This window comes from Lachnospiraceae bacterium, from assembly GCA_025758065.1.
In the GTDB taxonomy this organism is placed as follows: domain Bacteria; phylum Bacillota; class Clostridia; order Lachnospirales; family Lachnospiraceae; genus Enterocloster.
Window position 1 is genome coordinate 3,049,264 of record CP107199.1, and the last position, 21,353, is coordinate 3,070,616.

A 21,353-nucleotide genomic window follows, 5' to 3' on the forward strand; every position below is an offset into this window, starting at 1 on the left:
TTTATGATCAAATTTAATCACTTCAATTTTAATGTATTAGATCTTAATAAGAGCCTTGCTTTTTACAAAGAAGCATTAGGCCTGGAGCCAGTAAGGGAAAAAGATGCTTCTGACGGCTCTTTTAAGCTGGTTTACTTAGGTGATGGAGTTTCAGATTTCACACTGGAACTGACCTGGTTAAAAGACCGCACAGAGCCATATAATCTTGGAGAATGTGAGTTCCATCTGGCTTTTCATGTAGATGATTACGATGGCATCCATAAAAAGCATGAGGAAATGGGCTGCATCTGCTACGAAAATCCGTCTATGGGAATCTATTTTATCACTGATCCTGATGGATACTGGATCGAGATCGTACCAGAACGTAAATAAGGGAATTAAATAAGAGAGAATACATGTAAAAAGACCAGACTTTTTATCCGGATAAAACGGATAAATGTGTCTGGTCTTTTTGCAGGACAAATAAAAAAATCCCCCATCATCAGATGGGGGATTAGGTATGTGTCTTATTTAAAATCGCTGTATTTTTCTTCACAGTACTGGCAGCGATATGTCTCTGTCTTTTCATCACTAAGATAGAAGATATGAGGCAGTTCCTGCTCAATAGAGGTAATGCAGCGAGGATTCTTGCAGTGGATCACGTTGGTGATCTTTTTAGGAAGCTTTAATGCTTTCTTTTCTGCAATGTGATCATCCTTGATGATATTAACAGTGATGGTATGATCAATGTATCCTAAGATATCCAGATCAACCTTATCCAGTCCGCCTTCGATCTTAATGATGTCCTTGCGGCCCATTTTATTGCTTCGTGCATTCTTGATGATAGCTACCTGGCAGTCTAATTTATCAAGACCTAAGTGGTAGTAGATATCAAGGCTTTTTCCAGCCTCAATATGGTCAAGTACGATTCCTTCTTTTAATCCGCTGATATTTAACATGGCTTTTCTACCTCCAGTAATGTCATGATCAGAGCCATACGAACATATACGCCGTACTGTGCCTGTCTGAAATAAGCAGCTCTTGGGTCGTCATCTACTTCTACAGAGATCTCATTTACTCTTGGAAGTGGATGGAGAACAAACATATCATCCTTTGCCATTGCCATTCTCTTCTTGTCTAAGATGTAGCAGTCTTTTAAGCGGATATAATCCTCTTCGTTGAAGAAACGCTCCTTCTGCACACGGGTCATGTACAGGATATCCAGCTGGCCGATGGAATCATCCAGACTGCCGATTTCTTCAAATGGAATGTTATTAGCAATCAGAACGTCCTCACGGATGCTGTCAGGGATACGAAGCTCAGGCGGGGAGATGAGAATAAATTTTATACCTGGATAGCGGACCATGGCATTGATCAGTGAGTGGACGGTACGGCCAAATTTTAAGTCACCGCACAGGCCAATGGTTAAGTTATCCAGACGACCTTTTAATGAACGGATGGTCATAAGGTCTGTTAAAGTCTGTGTTGGATGCTGGTGTCCGCCGTCACCTGCGTTGATGACCGGGATACGTGCTTTCTGTGCAGCTACATAAGCAGCACCTTCTTTTGGATGACGCATAGCGCAGATATCTGCATAGCAGGAAATCATGCGGATGGTATCAGCAACGCTTTCGCCCTTTGATGCAGAACTGGAATTAGCAGATGAAAAACCTAAAACATTTCCGCCAAGGTTTAACATAGCAGCTTCAAAGCTTAAACGTGTACGGGTACTTGGCTCATAGAATAATGTAGCCAGCTTCTTGCCGTCGCAGACATGGGCATATTTTGGAAGGTTGCTTTCAATGTCCCTTGCCAGCGCCAGAAGATCATCAATCTCCTCCACAGAGAAGTCTAAGGGATTCAATAAGTGTCTCATGTGATTCTCCTTTGCCTTTTATATTCAATTACATGATTTTGGGAAATACTTCAGCACTGAACCAGTGCGACAGCTGATCTTAGTCAGAATGGCACTGATTATGTGCCTCGACATATTCTTACATAAAACTCATAGGAAGTCAAGCGCAATTATGAAAAATTGTAAAAAATCGTTAAAAGTATCGTCTTGTTAGCAGAGTAAGAAATATTTAAGGAACTTTCAAGGAAAAACAGAGAGCCTGAATGAAGATACTATGATATAATGAGCGCAGGGAAAAACAAGCGGCTGCGCAGCAGACATTTGTTTTTCACAAGCCATTAACGAACGAATCGCCTGCGCAAGCAGGCAGTAGAGCGCGTCAGCGCGGGATTCGTGAGTTTAAGATATAATGAGCGCAGGGAAAAACAAGCGGCTGCGCAGCAGACATTTGTTTTTCACAAGCCATTAACGAACGAATCGCCTGCGTAAGCAGGCAGTGGAGCGCGTCAGCGCGGGATTCGTGAGTTTATAATGAGTCCAAAAGAAAAACAAGCGACTATAGCAGAAAGGAGCGTTTGTTTTGAATGTAGAAGATCAAAAAGAAGAGTCTGCGGTCATCCGCGTAAAAGACCTTTATAAGATATATCGTGTAGGAGAAACAAAAGTCCGGGCTTTAAACGGTGTCAGCTTTGAAATCCCAAAAGGTGAATTTGTAGCTATAGTAGGAACCTCAGGTTCCGGTAAGTCCACTCTTTTAAATATGCTGGCGGGATTGGAAAAGCCTACCAAAGGTGAGATCCTCATTGGAAATGTACATATAGAAAAATTAACAGAAAAACAGTTAGTGGCTTTCCGCCGCGAAAAAGTAGGTTTTATCTTTCAGTCATATAACCTTTTAAATACCATGAACGCCATAGAAAATGTGGCTCTTCCTCTGGCATTTAGAGGGGTTCCAAAGAAGGAACGCCTGAAAGAAGCCAGAGAATACATGGAACTGGTAGGAGTAGGCAAACAGGAAAAGCATATGCCTAACCAAATGTCAGGAGGACAGCAGCAGAGGGTAGGTATTGCCAGGGCTTTAGTAGTAAAACCCCAGATCATCTTTGCAGATGAGCCTACAGGAAACCTGGATTCCAAAACTACCATGGAGGTATTGCAGCTGATGCAGAGAATTGTAAAAGAACAGGACCAGACCCTTGTTATGGTCACACATGACAATAACCTGGCTTCCTATGCGGACCGCCGGATACGGATTGTAGACGGTAAGATCGTAAATATAGAAGTGGGTCAGAGGAGAGAATGAGAATGAAAAACAATGTATGGGAAAAAATGGCGCTTTTAGCCGTTATATGGATATTTGCTGCCGTCAGCAGCTTAAGTGCTTATGCCGGTGACTTCAAACTGGGCTATAACACCAATGCCAGCAGCAATGACTATATATTTACCACCAAGGCACCAAAGGGGAATATTGGTAAATCCATGAGCATTCCTTTCCGCATCCGCGCCACAGATGAAGATATGAACAATCTGCGTGTCAGTCTTCTTGAGACCAGTGATTTTCAACAGATTGAGAGCAGCGGGGACAGTGATTATACCATTGACTATTATCCGTTTGAGATCATGGAGACTACATTTACTGCCAAACATGTAGGAAATATTAAGGCAGGAAATGTAAAAAGCGTTTCTTTATCTGCCAGAGTGCGCCGTGATGCAGGCCAGGGATATTACAGTATCCCGATCCAGTTAGAATGGGATGGCGGTTCTGATGTAGATTATATTAATATCTGGATCTCTACCAGCACCTCTTCCTCAGCAGACGATGAAGAAGATAAAAAAGAAGGAAATTATTTTGTAATAGGCGAAAATCAGTCCACTCCCAGAGGCATTTATCCCAATGTCCTTGATTTTGATGTAAATTTCCGTAATAAGAGGGAGACCACTGCCCAGGATGTCACTATATCCATGGGATTATCTGAGGACGATGCTAAATTCCCGTTTGAGATCAATGACGGTAACTATGACCGCACTTACGACCGGATCCAGCCGGGAGAAAGCGTTTCTGCTCATTACAGCATGGCGATCCGGAAAGATTCCTATACCGGGTATTATCCTATTAAATTTACCATTACCTTCCGTTTAAGCTCTGAAGGTGATCTTCATACGGAAGAAAATACATTCTTTGTTCACGTAATATCCAAGGACAAAGAAGATGATCTTCGCGATTTTGATGCCAATGACCGTACCAAGGCCCGGGTGGTCGTAGACAGCTATCGCACAGAACCTTCTGACGTGTACGCAGGAGAAGAGTTTGACCTGATTTTAAACATGAAAAATGCTTCTTCGGCTGTACCGGCCAGCAATATTTTGTTTAACCTGGAGTCAGAAAAGGTTTCTGACAGTGCTGTTTTCACCACAGAAAGCGGAACTGCCTCTAAAGTAGTTAATTCTCTGGCACCGGGAGAAAGTACTGAAGTCCGGGCGCATTTTACAGCCAAAGCAGGTGTTGACCAGCGTTCCTATGGCATTACGGTAAAAGAAAAATATGACAGCCCTGAATTCAAGAATGCAGAAGAGAGCATTATCGTGGATATCCCGGTAAAGCAGTATGCAAGACTGAGTACCAGCAATATGGATGTAATGCCTGATTCTATGACCGTAGGTTCTGAATCCAATGTTATGTTCGGCATCAACAATACAGGAAAAGTAGTTCTTTATAATGTAACGGTCAATTTTGAAGCAGATTCCATTAAGCCAACGGACTATTATGTAGGAAATATCAAGCCAGGTGAAACAGGAAATGTAGATACCATGCTTTCAGGTGTAGCAGCCACTGCAGACGATGGTACGGTGCGCGTGGTCATTAACTATGAAGATGAAAATGGCCAGCCGGCGGAGCCGGTGGAAAAGGAACTGACGCTTCTGGTGGAGGAAGATGTGCAGGAAGACTGGAATATGGATATGCCTGAAGATGTGGATGCTTCTGGACAGGCAGCTTCAGAAGCCAATAATAAGCTTCTTTTAGCAGGCGGAGGTGCCGTTTTGGTGGCTGTTATTGCAGCAGCTGTATTTACGGTGAAGTTCATTAAAAAGCGCAAAGAAGCAAAACAGCAAAAGGATGATGAAAATGAGATTTCCTGATCTTCTGATGATGAGTGTCAATAACCTGCGCAGGAGAAAATTAAGGACTTTTCTTACTGTTTTAGGTGTTATCATAGGTACGGCTTCCATTGTAGTCATGGTTTCGTTGGGAATCGGTTTAAATGAGATGACCATGGAGCAGATCGCTTCCTGGGGAAGTCTGACTACTATAGAAGTATATGCAAATGATAATGGAAGCTCTGTAAGGATCGTTGGAGGTTCAAGCCTTTCTTCTTCCTCATCTAAAAGCGGGGACACATCTTATATTACCGATGAGGTGATCGCAGACTTCCAGAAGATCCCTTATGTAACAGGGGTTTCACCGGTACTGGAAATGAATGTGCTGATGCGTCAGGGAGCTTACGAAGCCCAGTATATCAGTTTAACTGGTGTCAGCCAGTCTTATTTAGAACAATTGAACTTAGGAGAAGGACGCATCCCGGCTTCTGGTGAAATGGGAATGGTTTTTGGAAATGGTGTACTCCAGCGTTTTACCAATGCGAAAACAGGCAAAGGTTACTGGGATACAGGAGAACTGCCTGATGTGGATCTTATGGGAAAACCGGTCTTTGTAGTTTTTGACATGGATGCTTATTACCAGAGTCAGGGAGGCGGCACCGGAGATGACGGAAACAGCGTAAAACCACCGAAAAAGTATATGATCCCGGTCACAGGTTTGATTGCCGGTGGAATTGATGAATGGAGTAACTATTCCTGGTCTGTATATACAGATATTGATGGATTAAAGGAGCAGTTGAAAAAAGCCTTTAAAAAAGGAACGGTTATTCCCGGACAACCCACTAATAAAAAGGGCAAACCATTAAATTATATTGTATACAACAGCGCAGAGATTTTTGTAGATGATATGGAACATGTGGCCCAGGTGCAGAAGATCCTGGCAGATAAGGGCTATCAGGTCAACAGCCAGATGGACTGGCTGGAAAGTTCCAGACAGCAGTCCAATATGGTACAGGCAGTTCTTGGTGGAATCGGTGCAGTATCTTTGTTTGTGGCAGCCATCGGTATTGCCAACACCATGATGATGTCCATTTATGAGAGGACCAAAGAAATCGGTGTTATGAAGGTCTTAGGCTGTGATATGGGAAATATCCGCAGTATGTTCCTTATTGAATCCGGCTTTATCGGTTTTATGGGTGGCGTGCTGGGAGCGCTGTTAAGCTATGGAGTGTCTGTGATAGTCAACCGTTTTGTAAGTATGTCTGATATGATGGGAATGAGCGGAAATCTGTCAAGGATTCCTTTATGGCTGGCTTTTGCAGCTATTGGTTTTGCTGTTTTTGTGGGTATGGCAGCTGGTTTTATGCCTGCTATGCGTGCTATGAAATTAAGTCCGCTGGCAGCGATCCGAAACGAATAAAAGAACAAACAGTATCTGATCCAGACAAGGAAGTAAGATGGAATCATAAGAAAAACTAATAAGTAAAACTTCTAAAAAGCACTTGCATTATTAGTAAAAAGCATATATATTAAAAGCAGTTAGAGAGCACAGCGTGTGACTGGCGGAAAGTGGATCAACCACAGGGAGCACGCAGAAAGTGAGAGCCGTCCGCCTGGGCACGAAATGATGTTATTCGTGTACAGGTGGGCGGTTTTTATTAAATTCAGGAGGACTTTACTATGTATATGAAAAATCTGGAACAGGAATTAAAAGAAAATGCATATCCGGGCCGCGGCATTGTTATCGGTGAAAGCAAAGACGGAAAAACAGCTGTCACTGCTTATTTTATCATGGGGCGCAGTTCAAACAGCCGTAACCGTGTTTTTGTGGAAGAAGGAGAGGGCATCCGTACCCAGGCGTTTGATCCTGCAAAATTAGAAGATCCAAGCCTGATCATTTATGCACCGGTCCGCGTACTGGGAAATAAGACTATTGTTACAAATGGCGATCAGACTGATACCATTTATGAGGGAATGGATCATCAGCTTACCTTTGAACAGTCTCTTCGCAGCCGTGAGTTTGAGCCAGATGCTCCAAACTATACACCACGTATTTCCGGTGTGCTCCATGTGGAAAATAAAAAATACAGCTATGCAATGTCCATTTTAAAGAGCAACCAGGGAAATCCGGATTCCTGTCTGCGTTTTACATTTGCATATGAGAATCCGGTTCCTGGAATGGGTCATTTTATCCATACATATATGCATGACGGCAGTCCGCTTCCAAGTTTTGAGGGAGAACCAAAGCCTGTAGAAATCGATGGTACGATTGATGAATTTACAGATAAGGTATGGAACAGTTTAAACGAAGACAACAAGGTGTCCCTGTTCGTGCGTTTTATTGATATTGAAACAGGTAAATGGGAGACTCGTATTGTAAATAAAAATCAGTAAGGACTAGTATAATCCACAATAATTATCCGCCCCTTTCACTTGTCTAAATTTCCATCTGCCGCGTCAGCTTCAATCGACGATGCTACCGGCATCGCCTCATTCAGCTTCCTTGCACATGAAAATTTATCCTGCGTGTAATGGATCGGTAATTATCGTGGATTATACTAGTACATCGATGTACTGGAAGCTGTGTAAAACTTTGAAAGCACATTTTGAAAAAAAGGAGAACTTCACATGAAAGAACTGGAATTAAAATATGGATGCAACCCAAATCAGAAGCCTGCTAAGATCTTTATGAATGACAATAAGGAACTGCCGGTCACTGTTTTAAGCGGCCGTCCTGGTTATATCAATTTCTTAGACGCATTAAACGGCTGGCAGCTGGTAAAAGAATTAAAAGAAGTCACCGGACTTCCTGCAGCTACTTCTTTTAAGCATGTATCTCCGGCAGGAGCAGCAGTAGGCCTTCCACTTGATGACGTTTTACGCAAGATCTACTGGGTAGACGATCAGGGAGAGCTTTCTGCCCTTGCAAGTGCTTATGCAAGAGCCAGAGGTGCAGACCGTATGTCTTCTTTTGGGGATTTCATTTCTCTTTCTGATGTATGTGACGTTGCGACTGCAAAGCTGATCAAACGAGAGGTTTCTGATGGTGTGATCGCACCAGGCTATGAGCCGGAAGCATTAGAAATCTTAAAAGCCAAGAAAAACGGCAATTACAATGTGATCCAGATCGATCCGGACTATGTACCGGAGGAATTGGAACGTAAGCAGGTGTTCGGTGTTGTATTTGAGCAGGGACATAACAATTTAAAGATCAATAAAGAACTGCTGAAAAACATTGTTACAGAAAACAAGGATATGACGGAAGAAGCAGCCATGGATCTGGTTATTTCCCTGATCACTTTAAAATATACCCAGTCCAATTCAGTATGCTTCGTAAAGGGCGGTCAGGCTATTGGTATTGGAGCAGGACAGCAGTCCAGAGTACACTGTACCAGACTGGCAGGAAGCAAGGCAGATAACTGGTATCTGCGCCAGAATCCAAAAGTGTTAAATCTGCCGTTTATTAATGGTATCCGCAGGGCAGACCGTGACAACGCCATTGACTTATATATTGGTGAAGATTATATGGATGTTCTTGCTGATGGAAGATGGGAAAAGATTTTTAAGGAGAAACCAGAGGTATTTACAAGAGAAGAAAAGAGAGCATGGTTAGACGGTCTTACAGACGTAGCTTTAGGCTCTGATGCCTTCTTCCCATTTGGAGATAACATTGACAGAGCATATAAGAGCGGTGTAAAATATGTAGCACAGCCCGGCGGCTCTGTAAGAGATGATCAGGTCATTGAAACCTGCGATCAGTACGGCATGGTAATGGCATTTACCGGTATCCGTCTGTTCCACCATTAATTTAAGATTTCAAGGAAACGTTAAGATTAAATTAAGGCAGCAGAGTTTGTGCGCCGGCTGAATTTCAGGGGGAAGTACTTATGATGAAGGACCTTACCAGAGAGCACCCGGATAAGATTTTATGGCGCTTTCTGCTGCCTATGTTAGTCAGCGTTATGTTTCAACAGATATACAATATTGCAGACAGCTGTATTGCCGGTCGTTTTGCAGGAGAGGATGCCCTGGCGGCGGTAGGTGCATCTTATCCTATTACTGTTATATTTATGGCGTTTGCCGTAGGAACCAACCTGGGAGCCTCTGTTGTGGTTTCCAGGCTTTTTGGCGCTAAGGATATGGTCAGAATGAAGTCGGCAGTAAGTACGGCTTTTATTGCCTGTGCTTTTATGAGCTTTTTCCTCACATTTATCGGCTATTTTTTCTGCGGCAGTATGATGCGGCTCGTCCACACACCTGAAAATATTTTTGCAGATGGACGGTTATACTTAAAGATCTACGTTTACGGCATCACATTTTTACTTTTATATAATGTGTGTACCGGCATTTTTACGGCTTTAGGTGATTCTAAAACACCGCTGTATTTCCTGATCGGTTCTTCTGTGGGAAATATTATCCTGGATTATTATTTTGTAGCTTGTGTAGGACTGGGAGTGGCAGGCGTTGCCTGGGCAACTTTTATTGCTCAGGGTATTTCCGCTATCCTGGCTCTTACATTTCTGGCAGTACGTTTAAAAAGGATAAACTGCGAAGGAACTTTTAAGTGGCTGGATCTTGTTCTTTTAGCCCAGATTGCTGCTATTGCCATTCCAAGTATTATGCAGCAGAGCGTTTTATCTATTGGAAATATGTTTGTACAGGAGATTGTAAACCGCTACGGCTCTGCAGTGATCGCAGGTTATTCCGGCGCCATCAAGTTAAATACCTTTGCGATCAATTCCTTTATGGCTCTTGGAAGCTGTCTTTCCAGCTATACAGCCCAGAATCTTGGCGCAGGAAAGAAAGAACGGCTGTCTATGGGATTTCGTACAGGTATCCGTTTGTCACTGATCGCCGCTATTCCTTTTGTGGTTCTTTATTTCTTTGCCAGCAGGCAGATGATGGGACTGTTTTTGAATAAGTCCAGTACAGATGCTATTAATGCAGGACGGGAGTTTTTGCATATTGTAAGTCCTATGTATTTTATGATCTCTATTAAACTAATGACTGACGGGATCATCCGTGGTGCAGGTGCCATGCATTATTTTGTAATGGCAACGGTTCCGGATCTGATTTTACGTATCCTGGTAGCATTGCTGCTTACAAAGTATTTTGGAAGTACAGGTATTTGGATGGCCTGGCCATTTGGCTGGATCGCAGCAACGGTTCTGACTATTATTTTCTATCGCCGCATTATTTTCGGAAAATATGTGATCCGCCTGTAAAAAATAAGACATATCTCTGCATATTGATGATTGAAAGTGGTTACAAAATATGATAAAATTCCTGTTGATATTCTAAAAAGTATATGAAAAAGATATCCCAGATACGTGGCGATACGGGAAGAGAAGGATTACAGCAGGTGGCAGAAGAAATCAGAAATACAGAGGAAAGCGGAACTAAAAAAGAAAAGATCACAGAAAAGGCAGTTGTAAAAAACAGCAATATTTTTATAACTATATGTAAATACATAATAAAAGGCACAGGTTATCTGTGTCTTTTTCTTGTTCCCATACTGTCGTATTATTTATTTGAATATGTGACAGGGAATCTGGCAAATATTTCCGCTTTTATGACAGCATTAAATATATGCTGGGTTTATGTACTGTATCTTATCCTTACAGGTATTACAGGAACTACCCGCATATCAGTACCAGTTGGATCAGCTGTATTGCTTATAATATCATTTGCTGAAACCTTTGTAGTAGGCTTCCGGGACCGGCCTATTATGATCTGGGATGTGCTGGCAGTGCGCACAGCCATGACTGTATCCGGCAATTATGCATTTGTTATTTCAGATAAAATGGTACAGGCTGCCAAAGCAGTAGTCGCTGCCAATATTATTTTATGGTTTTTCCCGGTTCATGTAAAAGGATTAAAAAACAGGCTGCTTTTGGGTGTTTCCTGTGTGGGAACTGCTTTTGCTTTTGGCTATGGCTTTTTCCACAGTATTGTTCCTGCACATCAGATGGGGATTAATATGTGGGCAGTTAATGATACTTATGAATCCTGCGGGTATATTTTATCCACAGCCATGTCTTTTCAGTATGTGGTAAAGAAACCGCCGGCAGAATACAGTCAGGGACGTCTGGAAAGTATTTATAAGGAAATTTCTGAAGAAGAGCAGGAGAAAGGAATAAACGAAACAGAAAACGAAGATGATGAGATTTTGTCTCACAAAGTAACTATCCAGCCAGTCAATCTGATCTGCATTATGAACGAAAGTCTTTCTGACTTGCGGGTAGCCGGAGATTTTTCCACAAATCAGGAATACTTCCCCTTTATCAACAGCCTGACAGAAAATACTATAAAGGGAAATCTGTGCATGCCTGTATTTGGCTCTATGACCAGCAATTCTGAATTTGAGTTTCTTACAGGAGATTCAGTTGCCATGCTCCCATCTAATTCTATTGCCTATCAGTTTAATGTAAAGCCGGATGCCAGGACTATGGTAAGTACCATGAAAGACCAGGGATACCGCACTGTAGCTATGCACCCATATCCAGGAGAAAACTGGAACAGGAATGCCTGTTATGCCAATATGGGATTTGATGAGTTCTTAGATGGAGAATATTTTAAGGGCAGTGAGCAGCTGCGTTATTATACCAGTGATCAGGGAGATTTTGAAAAACTGATCCAGGTAGTAGAAGAAAAAGAAGATCCCCAGGAAAAACTGTTTTTATTTAATGTTACCATGCAGAACCATGGTGGCTATGAGGGGACTTTTGATGAGTTTGATCAGACTGTGTGGCTGACTGGTGATATGGAAGGAAAATATCCAAAGGCTGACCAGTATCTTTCTCTGGTAAAGCGCTCTGATGAAGCTTTTGCTTATTTACTGGATTATTTTAGTCACAGTGATGAGCCGACTATGATCGTTATGTTCGGAGATCACCAGCCAAGTGTAGAAGATGAGTTTTTTGATGAAATATACGGCACGCCAAGTTATGAAGTGCCTACGAAAGATCGTTTAATGTGGTATGAGACCCCATTTATCATCTGGACTAATTATGAGCAGCCCTCAAAGGATATTGGAAAGCTGGGAGCAGTGTATCTGTCCTCTTATGTATTAAAACTGGCAGGTCTTGATATGACTCCTTATAACCGTTTTCTGTTAGACCTGTCACAGATCTATCCGGTCCTTCATTTTCTGGGATTTTATGATAAAGATGGAAATTACCAGTCCTGGTCAGAGGCAGAATCAGGAGAGAATCCAAACAGAAAACAGATTTTAGACTATGAGGCTATGGCCTATAATCACAGTATTGACAGGCGTAAATATAAACCTCTGTTTACGCTGGAAGAAGAAAAATAAATTTTGCAGATAGAGTGCATTGCAAGGAAATGGCAGAATGGAAGTTACAATGGAAAATCAAAGAGACCTGTTATCCAGGGTCAGCGAAGAATGGGGAAAAATCCCGGATCACAGCCCTTTTCTGTCCTATAATGTTTTTCAGGTTTTAGGAATACAGGAAAAAGAAGTAGTCATGTGCCGGTTTCTGGCAGATCTGTTAGATTCCCAGGGGGCTCATGGCTGCGGTGTCCTGTTTCTTAAAACTTTTGTCCGGGATGTGCTGAAAATAAAATCCATGAGTGACCTGCTTCTTATGCATACAGTTGTCACAAAAGAATATGTCACTGATCATGATCGCCGGATCGATATTGTAATACGCAATGCAGATTATTTTATTCCGGTGGAAGTAAAGATTTATGCCGGAGAACAGCAGGGGCAGTGTTTTGATTATTTTAAATATGCGAAAAATGCTCCCATAGTTTATTTGACACCTTTTGGAACACCACCTTCGGAATACAGCAGGAAAGAAAAAAATGGAAAGGGGATACTGTCATTAAACAGGATCCTTTGTATTTCCTGGTCAGAAAATATCTGCGCATGGCTTACGGGATTGCTTCCTTGCCTGAAGGAAACATTAAGATCCATGGTTATGCAATATGTAGATGCTATCCGTATGACGGCAGATGAAAGGGAAATAAAAATGGTGGAAAAAACGGTTGATCTGTTGTATGAGTCTTCGCAGTATTTCAAGGCGGGGATCCAGATAGAAAGATCCATGAAACAGGCAAAACTTAAGCTGATCCGGCTTGTGTTTGGGGATTTTGAAAAAGAAATGGAGCCACTGGCTGCAAAATATGGTCTGGAACCTGAAAAAGATACAGGGTATTATTCCTATAAGGATCCTCATCATGAAAGATTTTATGATTGTTACAGTACATATCCAGGACTAAACTATGTGGTAAAAAAGGCAAAGTTTAAGAAACAAAGTTTACAGCTGTGGTTTCGCATTGAAATAGAACATGACCTGTTTGCAGGATTTTGTCTTTTTGATAAAGAAGCAAAGGCACAGGATGGGGCTCCCATAGGCTGTCAGGTGGATCATATAACAGATGAACTTACAAAGGAAGCTGCCGGATATATCAAGAAGGAGGTAATACTGCCGGAGGACTGGTGGTTTGCCTGGTGTTATCCAAATGGAAGCCACGATTATGCTTATAAAGATACAGCAGATTTTAAAAACATGAATCCTGGAGCAGTCCGTCTTGCAGATAAAGAAGAACGGGAAAAATATGTAAAAGAAACAGTAAAAGCTTTTGAAGGATATCTCTTAAAATATTTATTATGAGCAGTAAGAAGCTCCAAAATCCGGCAGGTGTTTTTTGAGTCTATCTATATGGAAATAGCACCGGGCAAGCCGCCTTCGCATAGTATGTAAGTAAGAATATGCGGGGTGGCTTTTTTTGAAGACTTTTCCGAAACCACTATCTCACGGAGAAGAAAAGCTGTACCTGAAACGCTGCAAAGAAGGCGACCAGACCGCCAGAAATATGCTGATCGAACATAACATGCGCCTGGTGGCTCATGTAGTAAAAAAATATCAATGTCAGGAATACGATACAGAAGACCTGCTTTCTGTGGGGACCATTGGACTGATCAAGGCAGTGAACACCTTTGATACAGATAAAGGATCCAGACTGGCTACCTATGCAGCCAGGTGCGTGGAAAATGAGATACTCATGCTTCTTAGGGCAGGTAAAAAACGGGCCAGGGAAGTGTCTTTATTTGAACCTATTGGTACGGATAAAGACGGAGAAGCAGTGAATCTTGTGGATGTGATCGAAATGGAAAATCCAAGGACCATTGACCAGCTTATATTAGATCAGGATATCAGAGAACTGTATGAAGCATTTGACACATGCCTGACAGAAAGCGAAAAGCAGGTGATCACCATGCGCTATGGCCTGTTTAGGGAAAAGGAGCATACCCAGCGGGAAGTTGCCGGAGTTTTAGGCATTTCACGTTCTTATGTAAGCAGGATCGAGAAAAAGGCTATTGGGAAAATGCGGGATGTATTTGAAAAACATCAGGTTCTGTAAAAGTAAGGGATAAAAATAAGAAAGCAGAAAAAATACGGAAGAAAGAAGATCCTGGAAAGAAAATCATAGAAAGACAGAAAAAATATGCATTGTTATTAATGGGATTTAACGCTATACTAATAGTAATAGAAGTCGAAAGGACTTTCTGGGAAGAAAGATGTGAGAAACAAGGAGGATAACGCAGTGGCTATTTTAGTGACCGGAGGAGCTGGATATATCGGAAGTCATACATGTGTGGAACTGTTAAATGCAGGTTATGACGTGGTAGTAGCAGATAACCTTTATAACTCCAGCAAAAAAGCATTAGACAGAGTAGAGCAGATCACAGGAAAGAAACTGAAATTTTATGAGGTGGACCTGCTTGACCAGCCAAAGGTAAAAGAAATCTTTGATAATGAGGATATTGAAGCTGTGATCCATTTTGCAGGCTTAAAGGCAGTAGGAGAGTCTGTTCACAAACCCCTTGAATATTATAACAATAACATTACCGGAACGTTGATCCTTTGTGATGAGATGAGAAATCATGGTGTAAAGAATATTGTATTCAGTTCTTCTGCAACTGTTTATGGTGATCCGGCTCAGATTCCGATCACAGAAAAGTGCCCGAAAGGTGAGATCACCAATCCTTACGGACGCACCAAAGGAATGTTAGAGCAGATCCTTACAGACCTGCATACTGCAGATCCGGAGTGGAATGTAATGCTCCTTCGCTATTTTAATCCAATAGGTGCTCATGAAAGTGGCTTGATTGGCGAAGATCCTAAGGGTATCCCTAACAATCTTGTACCGTATATTGCACAGGTTGCCATCGGCAAGCTGGATCATTTAAATGTATTTGGTGATGATTATGATACCCCGGATGGAACCGGCGTCAGAGATTATATCCATGTAGTAGATCTGGCAAAAGGCCATGTAAAGGCTATGAAGAAACTGGAAGCAAAAGAAGGCGTCAGCATCTATAATCTGGGAACCGGAGTTGGATACAGTGTATTAGATGTTCTTCATGCGTACGAAAAGGCCTGCAAAAAAACATTAAAGTATGAGATCCAGCCACGCAGGGATGGAGATATTGCAACCTGCTATTCTGACTGCACCAAGGCAAAAGAAGAGCTTGGTTGGGTGGCTGAAAAGGGAATTGAAGAGATGTGTGCTGATTCCTGGAAATGGCAGAGCATGAATCCGAACGGTTACAGAGATTAATTAATATGATGTAAGTGTCAAAAGTATAAATTGCGTTTGTGCTCGCACAAATAAGCAATTTATACTTATTGACACGCCGAACACCGAAAACGAAATAAAATGGTGTGAACACGCCATTTTATGGGAGTTTGAGGTGTTCGAGGATTGCGGGAATTGCATAGCAATGGAGCAATCCGGTTACATCAGTGAGTGGCAATATTTACTTTTGACACTCACATCATTAATATAAGTATTAGTATAGTAACAGGGTATCACCTGTTACTCCATAAGTAAGTGACCTGATAACACGGCAGTATGGTGTAAAATGTACACACTGCCGTGTTTTTTGTCGTATATATTGGGAAGGCAATTAAGTACATCGTATGGCACGTTAGGTTCAAAGAGTGTTTATCTGCATACAACATTATCCATATAAAGCAATCACTGATCATCAGATGAAAGAACAAATGTTCGATTTTTGTTGCATTTGCGGAGATACTGTGATAAAATACAATCAAACAAACGTTCTGGTGGTGATGAGATGCTGATACAGGAGAATTTTACTATAGATGAAAAACTGAAAATACTTACGGATGCAGCCAAATATGACGTTGCCTGTACTTCCAGCGGAGTAGAGCGCAGAGGAAAGAAAGGACACCTGGGAAATTCTTCAGAGGCAGGTATCTGCCACAGCTTTGCGGCAGACGGAAGATGTATTTCATTACTAAAGATCCTTTTTACCAATCAGTGCATCTATGATTGTAAGTATTGTGTAAACCGGTGCAGCAATAATACGCTGCGGACTGCATTTACTCCGGATGAAGTTTGTAAACTTACTATGGAATTTTACAGGAGAAATTATATTGAAGGTCTGTTCTTAAGTTCTGGTATTCTGTCTACAGCGGATCATACTATGGAGCTGATCTATGAAACTCTTCATAAGCTGAGGAATGTGTATAATTTCAATGGTTACATTCATGTAAAATCCATTCCCGGTGCTTCCAGGGAACTGGTAGAGAGAATGGGCTTTCTTGCGGACCGTATGAGCATCAATCTAGAACTTCCTACAGCTGAAGGCCTTCGAAATCTGGCTCCTGGAAAGACAAGAGAGAAGATACTGGCTCCTATGCGGCAGGTACAGCAGGGAATTGCGTTGTCTGGGCGTCTGCTAGGGTATGACAGAGGATATAAGAAATTATATCCTTCTGACAGAGCCGGTTTTGCAGGCGGTGCTTCCCTTATACGTCCGGATCTGACAGAAAAAGATTTCATGATACTTACCGGCGGGGCAGAAAGCCATGGTCTTGCCCTTAAGGAGCGATATTATGGAACAAAAGCCTTTGTTCCTGCCGGTCAGAGTACCCAGATGATCGTAGGTGCTACATCGGAAAATGACTTTCAGATGCTTTCTGTGACGCAGGCTCTTTATCATAATTTTGGTTTAAAACGTGTCTTTTACTCTGCATATGTTCCGGTCAATGAGGACAGCCATCTGCCATCCCTTCCGGGAGGACCGCCTCTTTTAAGAGAACACCGGCTTTATCAGGCAGACTGGCTGCTGCGCTTTTACGGATTTAAGGCAGAGGAACTTCTTTCTGAAAAAAAGCCTAATTTTAATTTATTTCTGGATCCCAAGTGCGACTGGGCACTGCAGAATCTGAAAGATTTTCCTGTAGAGATAAATAAAGCTTCTTACGAACAGCTTCTTCGTATACCCGGAGTAGGGGTGAAATCTGCCAGACGTATCATCTCTGCCAGAAAGCAGGGAAAATTGGATTTTGATGGTTTAAAACGGATAGGAGTTGTTTTAAAGCGGGCCCGTTATTTTATCACCTGTTCCGGGAAAATGGAAGTTTCCTTCAGACTGGATGAAGATTCCATCACCAGCGCCCTTATAGGGGATGAGAGGCGGAAAGTATGGGATATAGAAAACAGGGACAGTTACAGGCAATTATCCCTGTTTGATGATATGCACCTGGAAGAAGAAAAAAACGTGATTTTAAAGGATCAGCTGGTAAAAGAAGCATCAAATAGTGCTATATTTGGCCAGCTGTAGTATAAACAGGAGAGACGGATATGACGGTTTTTGTATGTGAGCCTGGTTACGAAGGTATATTAAGCTGTATTTATGATGCGGGAATGAGTAAGATCCCTCAGGATGAACTGCGCCTGGAGATCAAAAACAGCGGACAGAATGTAGAACTTTTTTCATCCTATGTAGAGTGCGTTCCATCATCGGAAAAAGTAAAAAAGGTGATGGAAACTGTACGCAGGCATTTAAATTCCCGGATCCAGGAGCAGCTGTATGTGGTCTGTCTTAGCGAAGATATATTGCGTGCAGATAAGATATACCGGTATCTGAAGGTATTGTTTTTGCGGGGTGCATCTGCTGCTGACCAGCTTCAGATCCCTGCTGTTTATGAAGTTTTTAAACTGTGTCGAAGCGTATATAACGAAAAGCATCAGTTTATTGAATTTTTGCGTTTTTCCCAGATGTCGGAAGGCTTTTTAGCAGGAAAGATACAGCCGAAAAATGATGTGGCAGAGCTGATAGCACCTTACTTTGCAGACCGTCTGCCGGAGGAAGACTGGCTGATCTGTGATATAGGCAGAGGAAAGGCAGCGATCCATGTAAAGGGTGAAAAGTGGTTCCTGGCAGAGATTTCCAGTGATGAACTGGAAAAAATATGTATACAAAGTGATGAAAAGGACTGGGAAAAACTCTGGAAGACTTTCTTTACTGCCATTGCCATTGAACAGAGAAAGAATCCAGATTGTCAGAGAAGTCATCTGCCTTTACGTTTTCGTCCCCTTATGACGGAATTTCAATCATTTTGAGCAAGCCTTTTTATTGTAGATGGTGGATCCACCATGCTTCTTATTTTCATGAATATGGAAACAAGAAGGTGCATGGCTGAACTGTAACTATATTTCATATCCATGTTAAAATGTGCTTGCAATTTATTCTTTTCTTGGATAAACTGAAACTATCTGTAATTCATTTTTTTCTAAATGCATTATTTTGATATCTACATCTCTTTATTAATTCTATTTTTAATTCCACAGGAAAAAACAATCTCAGGAAAACAGAAAGGAGCGTTGCGCATGTTTACGCAGATAAACAGTGCCGGGATCCATGGAATGGAAGGATTTCTGGTATCTGTTGAATCAGATGTATCGAATGGACTGCCGGGATTTTCCATTTCAGGGCAGCTGGCACTGGAGGTAAGAGAGGCTCAGGAGCGGGTCAGGACAGCACTGAAAAACTCAGATCTTCAGCTTCCGGCAAAAAAAATCACAGTAAATCTGTCACCAGCAGGAATGAAAAAGGAAGGAACGGCTTTTGATCTGCCAATTGCAGCTGCAGTTTTAGGAGCTTTTGAGTTATTGGCAGCAGAAAAACTGAAGGATTCTCTTCTGATCGGAGAACTGGGGTTAGACGGCAGCGTAAAACCAGTAAGGGGCGTACTGGTCCTGGTATCGGCTGCCAAGAAAATGGGATTTCGCCGATGCTTTTTACCAGTACCCAATATGGCAGAAGGAGCTTTAGTAGAAGGGATACAGATCATAGGTATAAAGTCGCTTCTTCATTTGCAGGAAGTGGTATCTCAAGAGAATTTTGAAAGCATGGATCAGAAAATGCCGGTCACAATAAATAATCGTACATTTAAATCAGAATATCCCTTTGATTTCAGGGAAATATGCGGTCAGAACGTTCTGCGCCGGGCAGCAGAAGTGGCGGCAGCCGGAAGACATGGTCTTTTGATGTGCGGAAGTGCAGGAACAGGAAAATCTATGGTAGCAAAGCGGATACCAACCATTCTCCCTGATCTTTCCTGGGAAGAAAATATAGAGATATCCAAGATATACAGTCTTTGCGGTCTGCTGCCAGAAGGACAGCCTCTGCTTTCACAAAGACCTTTTCGCAGTCCTCATCACACGATTTCTCCCCAGGGTCTTACCGGTGGTGGAAAAGTGCCAAAACCCGGGGAGTTATCCCTTGCTTCCGGAGGCGTTTTATTTTTAGATGAGCTGCCTCATTTCAGTAAAGGCGCTATAGAAGCACTAAGGGAACCTTTAGAAGAACACCGTATCACAATAAGCCGTGTGGCAGGAAGCTATGAATTTCCGGCAGATTTTCTGATCCTTGGAGCCATGAATCCATGTCCCTGCGGCTTTTTCCCGGACAGAAGCAGATGCAATTGTACGCCTGTGCAGATACAAAATTATTTAAACCGGCTTTCAAGACCTATTTTGGAACGTTTTGATATATGTGTGGAAGCTGCACCTGTGACATTTGCAGAGTTAGAAGACCAGACAACGGAAAATGAGGATTCAGCTGTTATACGAAGCCGGGTGGAAAAAGCAGTAAAGATACAGGCTACACGTTTTCAGGGAACGGATATCAGAAACAACAGCCGTATGGGACAGAAAGAGATACAGCGTTTCTGTAAGTTAAAAGAGCCGGAGAAACGTTTTGCAAGACGGGTATATGAAGCGAGAGGAATAAGTGCCAGAGGTTATCACAGAGTACTAAAGACAGCAAGGACAATTGCAGATCTGGCTGGTGAAGAATGGATCCAGAAAGAACATTTATCAGAAGCCTTTGGCTACAGGGCGTTGGAGGAACGGATATGGGGACAGAAGCATTAGAGAAAATATTTTTATACTGGTTATGTCATCTGCCGGATGCAGGGGCTTTACAGATACGCCGCATAGGAGAAGCGGCAGGAGGTTTTCAGCAGGCATATTATATAGAAGGAACACAATTATGGAAAAAGGGGATCTTTAAAAAAGAAGAAAATGCCCTCCGCTTTGATGCCTGGAAAGGGGAATTTTCCAGATTGGAAGAGGAATATTATAAATTAAGTGAAAAAGGCATTTATTTTATTACGCCTCTGGATGAAGAATATCCAAGACGGCTGTATTCTGTATATGATTATCCATTAGGACTTTATGTAAAGGGAAGCCTTCCTAAGGAGGATAAAGCGACTGCAGCAGTGATCGGTGCAAGAAATTGTACAGCTTATGGAAGGGAAGCAGCCGGTTATATGGCAAAAGAATTGGCTGCTGCCGGTATTCAGATCATCAGCGGCATGGCATTGGGGATTGATGGTGCAGGTCACGAGGGAGCAATGGCGGCTGGCGGAATGACATATGCAGTTCTTGGTTGCGGAGTAGATCAGTGCTATCCACGGAGTAATTTTGACTTGTACGAAAATATCCCATTTTATGGGGGACTGATTTCTGAGTATCCTTTAAAAACACCTCCTGTACCCAGAAATTTTCCTATACGCAATCGTATCATCAGTGCTCTTTCTGATGTTATCCTGGTTATAGAGGCAAAAGAAAAAAGCGGGTCGCTTATTACTGCCCAGTCAGGCTTAGAACAGGGAAAAGAAATTTATGCCCTTCCAGGCCGGATCACAGATGCTTTAAGTACAGGATGCAACCAGCTGATCGCAGAAGGCGCCCAGGTTCTTTTTTCACCGGAAACAGTTCTTGAAAACCTGGGGATTTTTGTAAAAGAGAAAGAACAGTTTTCTGAAAAAAAACAGAAGGGACTTGCAAAGAAAGAAAAAATGGTGTATAGTTGCTTGGATTCCGAACCGCGCCATATAGAGGAGATCGCATCAAAAACAGGGCTGTCTGTCAGCCAGTCTATGGATGCTCTTCTGGAATTAGAACTTGGCGGATATGCTGTGAGGACAGCAGGACTTTATTATACGAAAAAACTGTTTTAAAGGTCTGTTGCAGTTTACAGATGTATCCTGCCATAATATAAGACTCCGAGAGAACATTAAGGGGTTATTGGGGATAAGGCGCATAAATATAGGAACAGGAATAAGGAGTT

The 21,353-nt window shown here is 42.2% G+C and carries 17 protein-coding genes and 1 riboswitch; of the genes, 15 read left to right on the forward strand and 2 right to left on the reverse strand.

Going from position 1 to position 21,353, the window contains the following annotated elements; all coding sequences use genetic code 11:
* Positions 1-3: 3 nt before the first annotated feature.
* On the forward strand, positions 4-372 hold the full coding sequence (locus OGM16_14190) for a VOC family protein (GenBank protein UYJ45940.1): 369 nt from the start codon (positions 4-6) through the stop codon (positions 370-372).
* Between the two features lie 134 nt (positions 373-506).
* Here OGM16_14190 and OGM16_14195 read toward each other — a convergent pair whose 3' ends face one another.
* Together OGM16_14195 and pyrB are read right to left on the reverse strand one after the other, a co-directional pair.
* Entirely contained in the window at positions 507-938 is a 432-nt protein-coding gene (locus OGM16_14195) for an aspartate carbamoyltransferase regulatory subunit (GenBank protein UYJ45941.1), read from the reverse strand.
* Positions 932-1,855 carry an aspartate carbamoyltransferase gene (gene pyrB / locus OGM16_14200; protein UYJ45942.1) on the reverse strand — a complete coding sequence of 308 codons (924 nt, stop codon included), beginning with the start codon at positions 1,853-1,855 and terminating at the stop codon, positions 932-934. Before pyrB ends, OGM16_14195 begins: the two co-directional genes overlap by 7 nt.
* Before the next feature lie 559 nt (positions 1,856-2,414).
* Here pyrB and OGM16_14205 point away from each other — a divergent pair.
* The 14 genes from OGM16_14205 (at position 2,415) to dprA (ending at position 21,243) form a co-directional block, all read left to right on the forward strand.
* On the forward strand, positions 2,415-3,137 hold the full coding sequence (locus OGM16_14205; protein ID UYJ45943.1) for an ABC transporter ATP-binding protein: 723 nt from the start codon (positions 2,415-2,417) through the stop codon (positions 3,135-3,137).
* Between the two features lie 26 nt (positions 3,138-3,163).
* The gene (locus OGM16_14210; protein ID UYJ48473.1) at positions 3,164-4,972 is read left to right on the forward strand and encodes a hypothetical protein; all 1,809 of its coding nucleotides are present in this window, start codon (positions 3,164-3,166) and stop codon (positions 4,970-4,972) included.
* Positions 4,959-6,350 (forward strand): ABC transporter permease, encoded by a 1,392-nt coding sequence (locus tag OGM16_14215; GenBank protein UYJ45944.1) that lies wholly within the window; start codon positions 4,959-4,961, stop codon positions 6,348-6,350. The genes OGM16_14210 and OGM16_14215 overlap by 14 nt, the downstream gene beginning before the upstream one ends.
* A gap of 125 nt (positions 6,351-6,475) precedes the next feature.
* Positions 6,476-6,556, forward strand: a riboswitch (ZMP/ZTP riboswitch).
* A 54-nt stretch (positions 6,557-6,610) separates the two neighbouring features.
* Entirely contained in the window at positions 6,611-7,324 is a 714-nt protein-coding gene (locus OGM16_14220) for an IMP cyclohydrolase (protein ID UYJ45945.1), read from the forward strand.
* Positions 7,325-7,558: 234 nt separating this feature from the next.
* Positions 7,559-8,737: a phosphoribosylaminoimidazolecarboxamide formyltransferase gene (locus OGM16_14225; protein UYJ45946.1), complete on the forward strand. Its 1,179-nt coding sequence runs from the start codon at positions 7,559-7,561 to the stop codon at positions 8,735-8,737.
* A gap of 80 nt (positions 8,738-8,817) precedes the next feature.
* On the forward strand, positions 8,818-10,155 hold the full coding sequence (locus tag OGM16_14230) for an MATE family efflux transporter (GenBank protein ID UYJ45947.1): 1,338 nt from the start codon (positions 8,818-8,820) through the stop codon (positions 10,153-10,155).
* An 83-nt stretch (positions 10,156-10,238) separates the two neighbouring features.
* Positions 10,239-12,245, forward strand: a complete 2,007-nt coding sequence (locus OGM16_14235) for an LTA synthase family protein (GenBank protein UYJ45948.1) — start codon at positions 10,239-10,241, stop codon at positions 12,243-12,245.
* A 37-nt stretch (positions 12,246-12,282) separates the two neighbouring features.
* Positions 12,283-13,569, forward strand: coding sequence for a PD-(D/E)XK nuclease family protein (locus OGM16_14240; protein ID UYJ45949.1), 1,287 nt, complete (start codon positions 12,283-12,285; stop codon positions 13,567-13,569).
* Between the two features lie 115 nt (positions 13,570-13,684).
* A complete protein-coding gene (gene sigK, locus OGM16_14245; GenBank protein ID UYJ45950.1) occupies positions 13,685-14,320 on the forward strand; it encodes an RNA polymerase sporulation sigma factor SigK in 636 nt (211 codons plus the stop codon).
* A 183-nt stretch (positions 14,321-14,503) separates the two neighbouring features.
* Complete coding sequence (galE, locus tag OGM16_14250) at positions 14,504-15,520, forward strand: UDP-glucose 4-epimerase GalE (GenBank protein ID UYJ45951.1); 1,017 nt, start codon at positions 14,504-14,506, stop codon at positions 15,518-15,520.
* 520 nt (positions 15,521-16,040) lie between these two features.
* Positions 16,041-17,555 carry a putative DNA modification/repair radical SAM protein gene (locus tag OGM16_14255; protein UYJ45952.1) on the forward strand — a complete coding sequence of 505 codons (1,515 nt, stop codon included), beginning with the start codon at positions 16,041-16,043 and terminating at the stop codon, positions 17,553-17,555.
* Positions 17,556-17,575: 20 nt separating this feature from the next.
* Positions 17,576-18,337, forward strand: a complete 762-nt coding sequence (locus OGM16_14260) for a TIGR03915 family putative DNA repair protein (GenBank protein ID UYJ45953.1) — start codon at positions 17,576-17,578, stop codon at positions 18,335-18,337.
* A gap of 267 nt (positions 18,338-18,604) precedes the next feature.
* A complete protein-coding gene (locus tag OGM16_14265) occupies positions 18,605-20,152 on the forward strand; it encodes a YifB family Mg chelatase-like AAA ATPase (protein ID UYJ45954.1) in 1,548 nt (515 codons plus the stop codon).
* Entirely contained in the window at positions 20,134-21,243 is a 1,110-nt protein-coding gene (gene dprA, locus OGM16_14270; protein UYJ45955.1) for a DNA-processing protein DprA, read from the forward strand. Before OGM16_14265 ends, dprA begins: the two co-directional genes overlap by 19 nt.
* The last annotated feature ends 110 nt before the right edge of the window (positions 21,244-21,353 follow it).

Coding starts and splice junctions, on each gene's coding strand:
- OGM16_14215 (UYJ45944.1), top strand. CDS start 4,959: ATGAGATTTCCTGATCTTCTGATGATGAGTGTCAATAACCTGCGCAGG.
- OGM16_14195 (UYJ45941.1), bottom strand. CDS start 938: ATGTTAAATATCAGCGGATTAAAAGAAGGAATCGTACTTGACCATATT.
- OGM16_14265 (UYJ45954.1), top strand. CDS start 18,605: ATGTTTACGCAGATAAACAGTGCCGGGATCCATGGAATGGAAGGATTT.
- OGM16_14255 (UYJ45952.1), top strand. CDS start 16,041: ATGCTGATACAGGAGAATTTTACTATAGATGAAAAACTGAAAATACTT.
- OGM16_14240 (UYJ45949.1), top strand. CDS start 12,283: ATGGAAGTTACAATGGAAAATCAAAGAGACCTGTTATCCAGGGTCAGC.
- OGM16_14220 (UYJ45945.1), top strand. CDS start 6,611: ATGTATATGAAAAATCTGGAACAGGAATTAAAAGAAAATGCATATCCG.
- dprA (UYJ45955.1), top strand. CDS start 20,134: ATGGGGACAGAAGCATTAGAGAAAATATTTTTATACTGGTTATGTCAT.
- OGM16_14190 (UYJ45940.1), top strand. CDS start 4: ATGATCAAATTTAATCACTTCAATTTTAATGTATTAGATCTTAATAAG.
- pyrB (UYJ45942.1), bottom strand. CDS start 1,855: ATGAGACACTTATTGAATCCCTTAGACTTCTCTGTGGAGGAGATTGAT.
- OGM16_14225 (UYJ45946.1), top strand. CDS start 7,559: ATGAAAGAACTGGAATTAAAATATGGATGCAACCCAAATCAGAAGCCT.
- OGM16_14235 (UYJ45948.1), top strand. CDS start 10,239: ATGAAAAAGATATCCCAGATACGTGGCGATACGGGAAGAGAAGGATTA.
- OGM16_14210 (UYJ48473.1), top strand. CDS start 3,164: ATGGCGCTTTTAGCCGTTATATGGATATTTGCTGCCGTCAGCAGCTTA.
- OGM16_14230 (UYJ45947.1), top strand. CDS start 8,818: ATGATGAAGGACCTTACCAGAGAGCACCCGGATAAGATTTTATGGCGC.
- OGM16_14260 (UYJ45953.1), top strand. CDS start 17,576: ATGACGGTTTTTGTATGTGAGCCTGGTTACGAAGGTATATTAAGCTGT.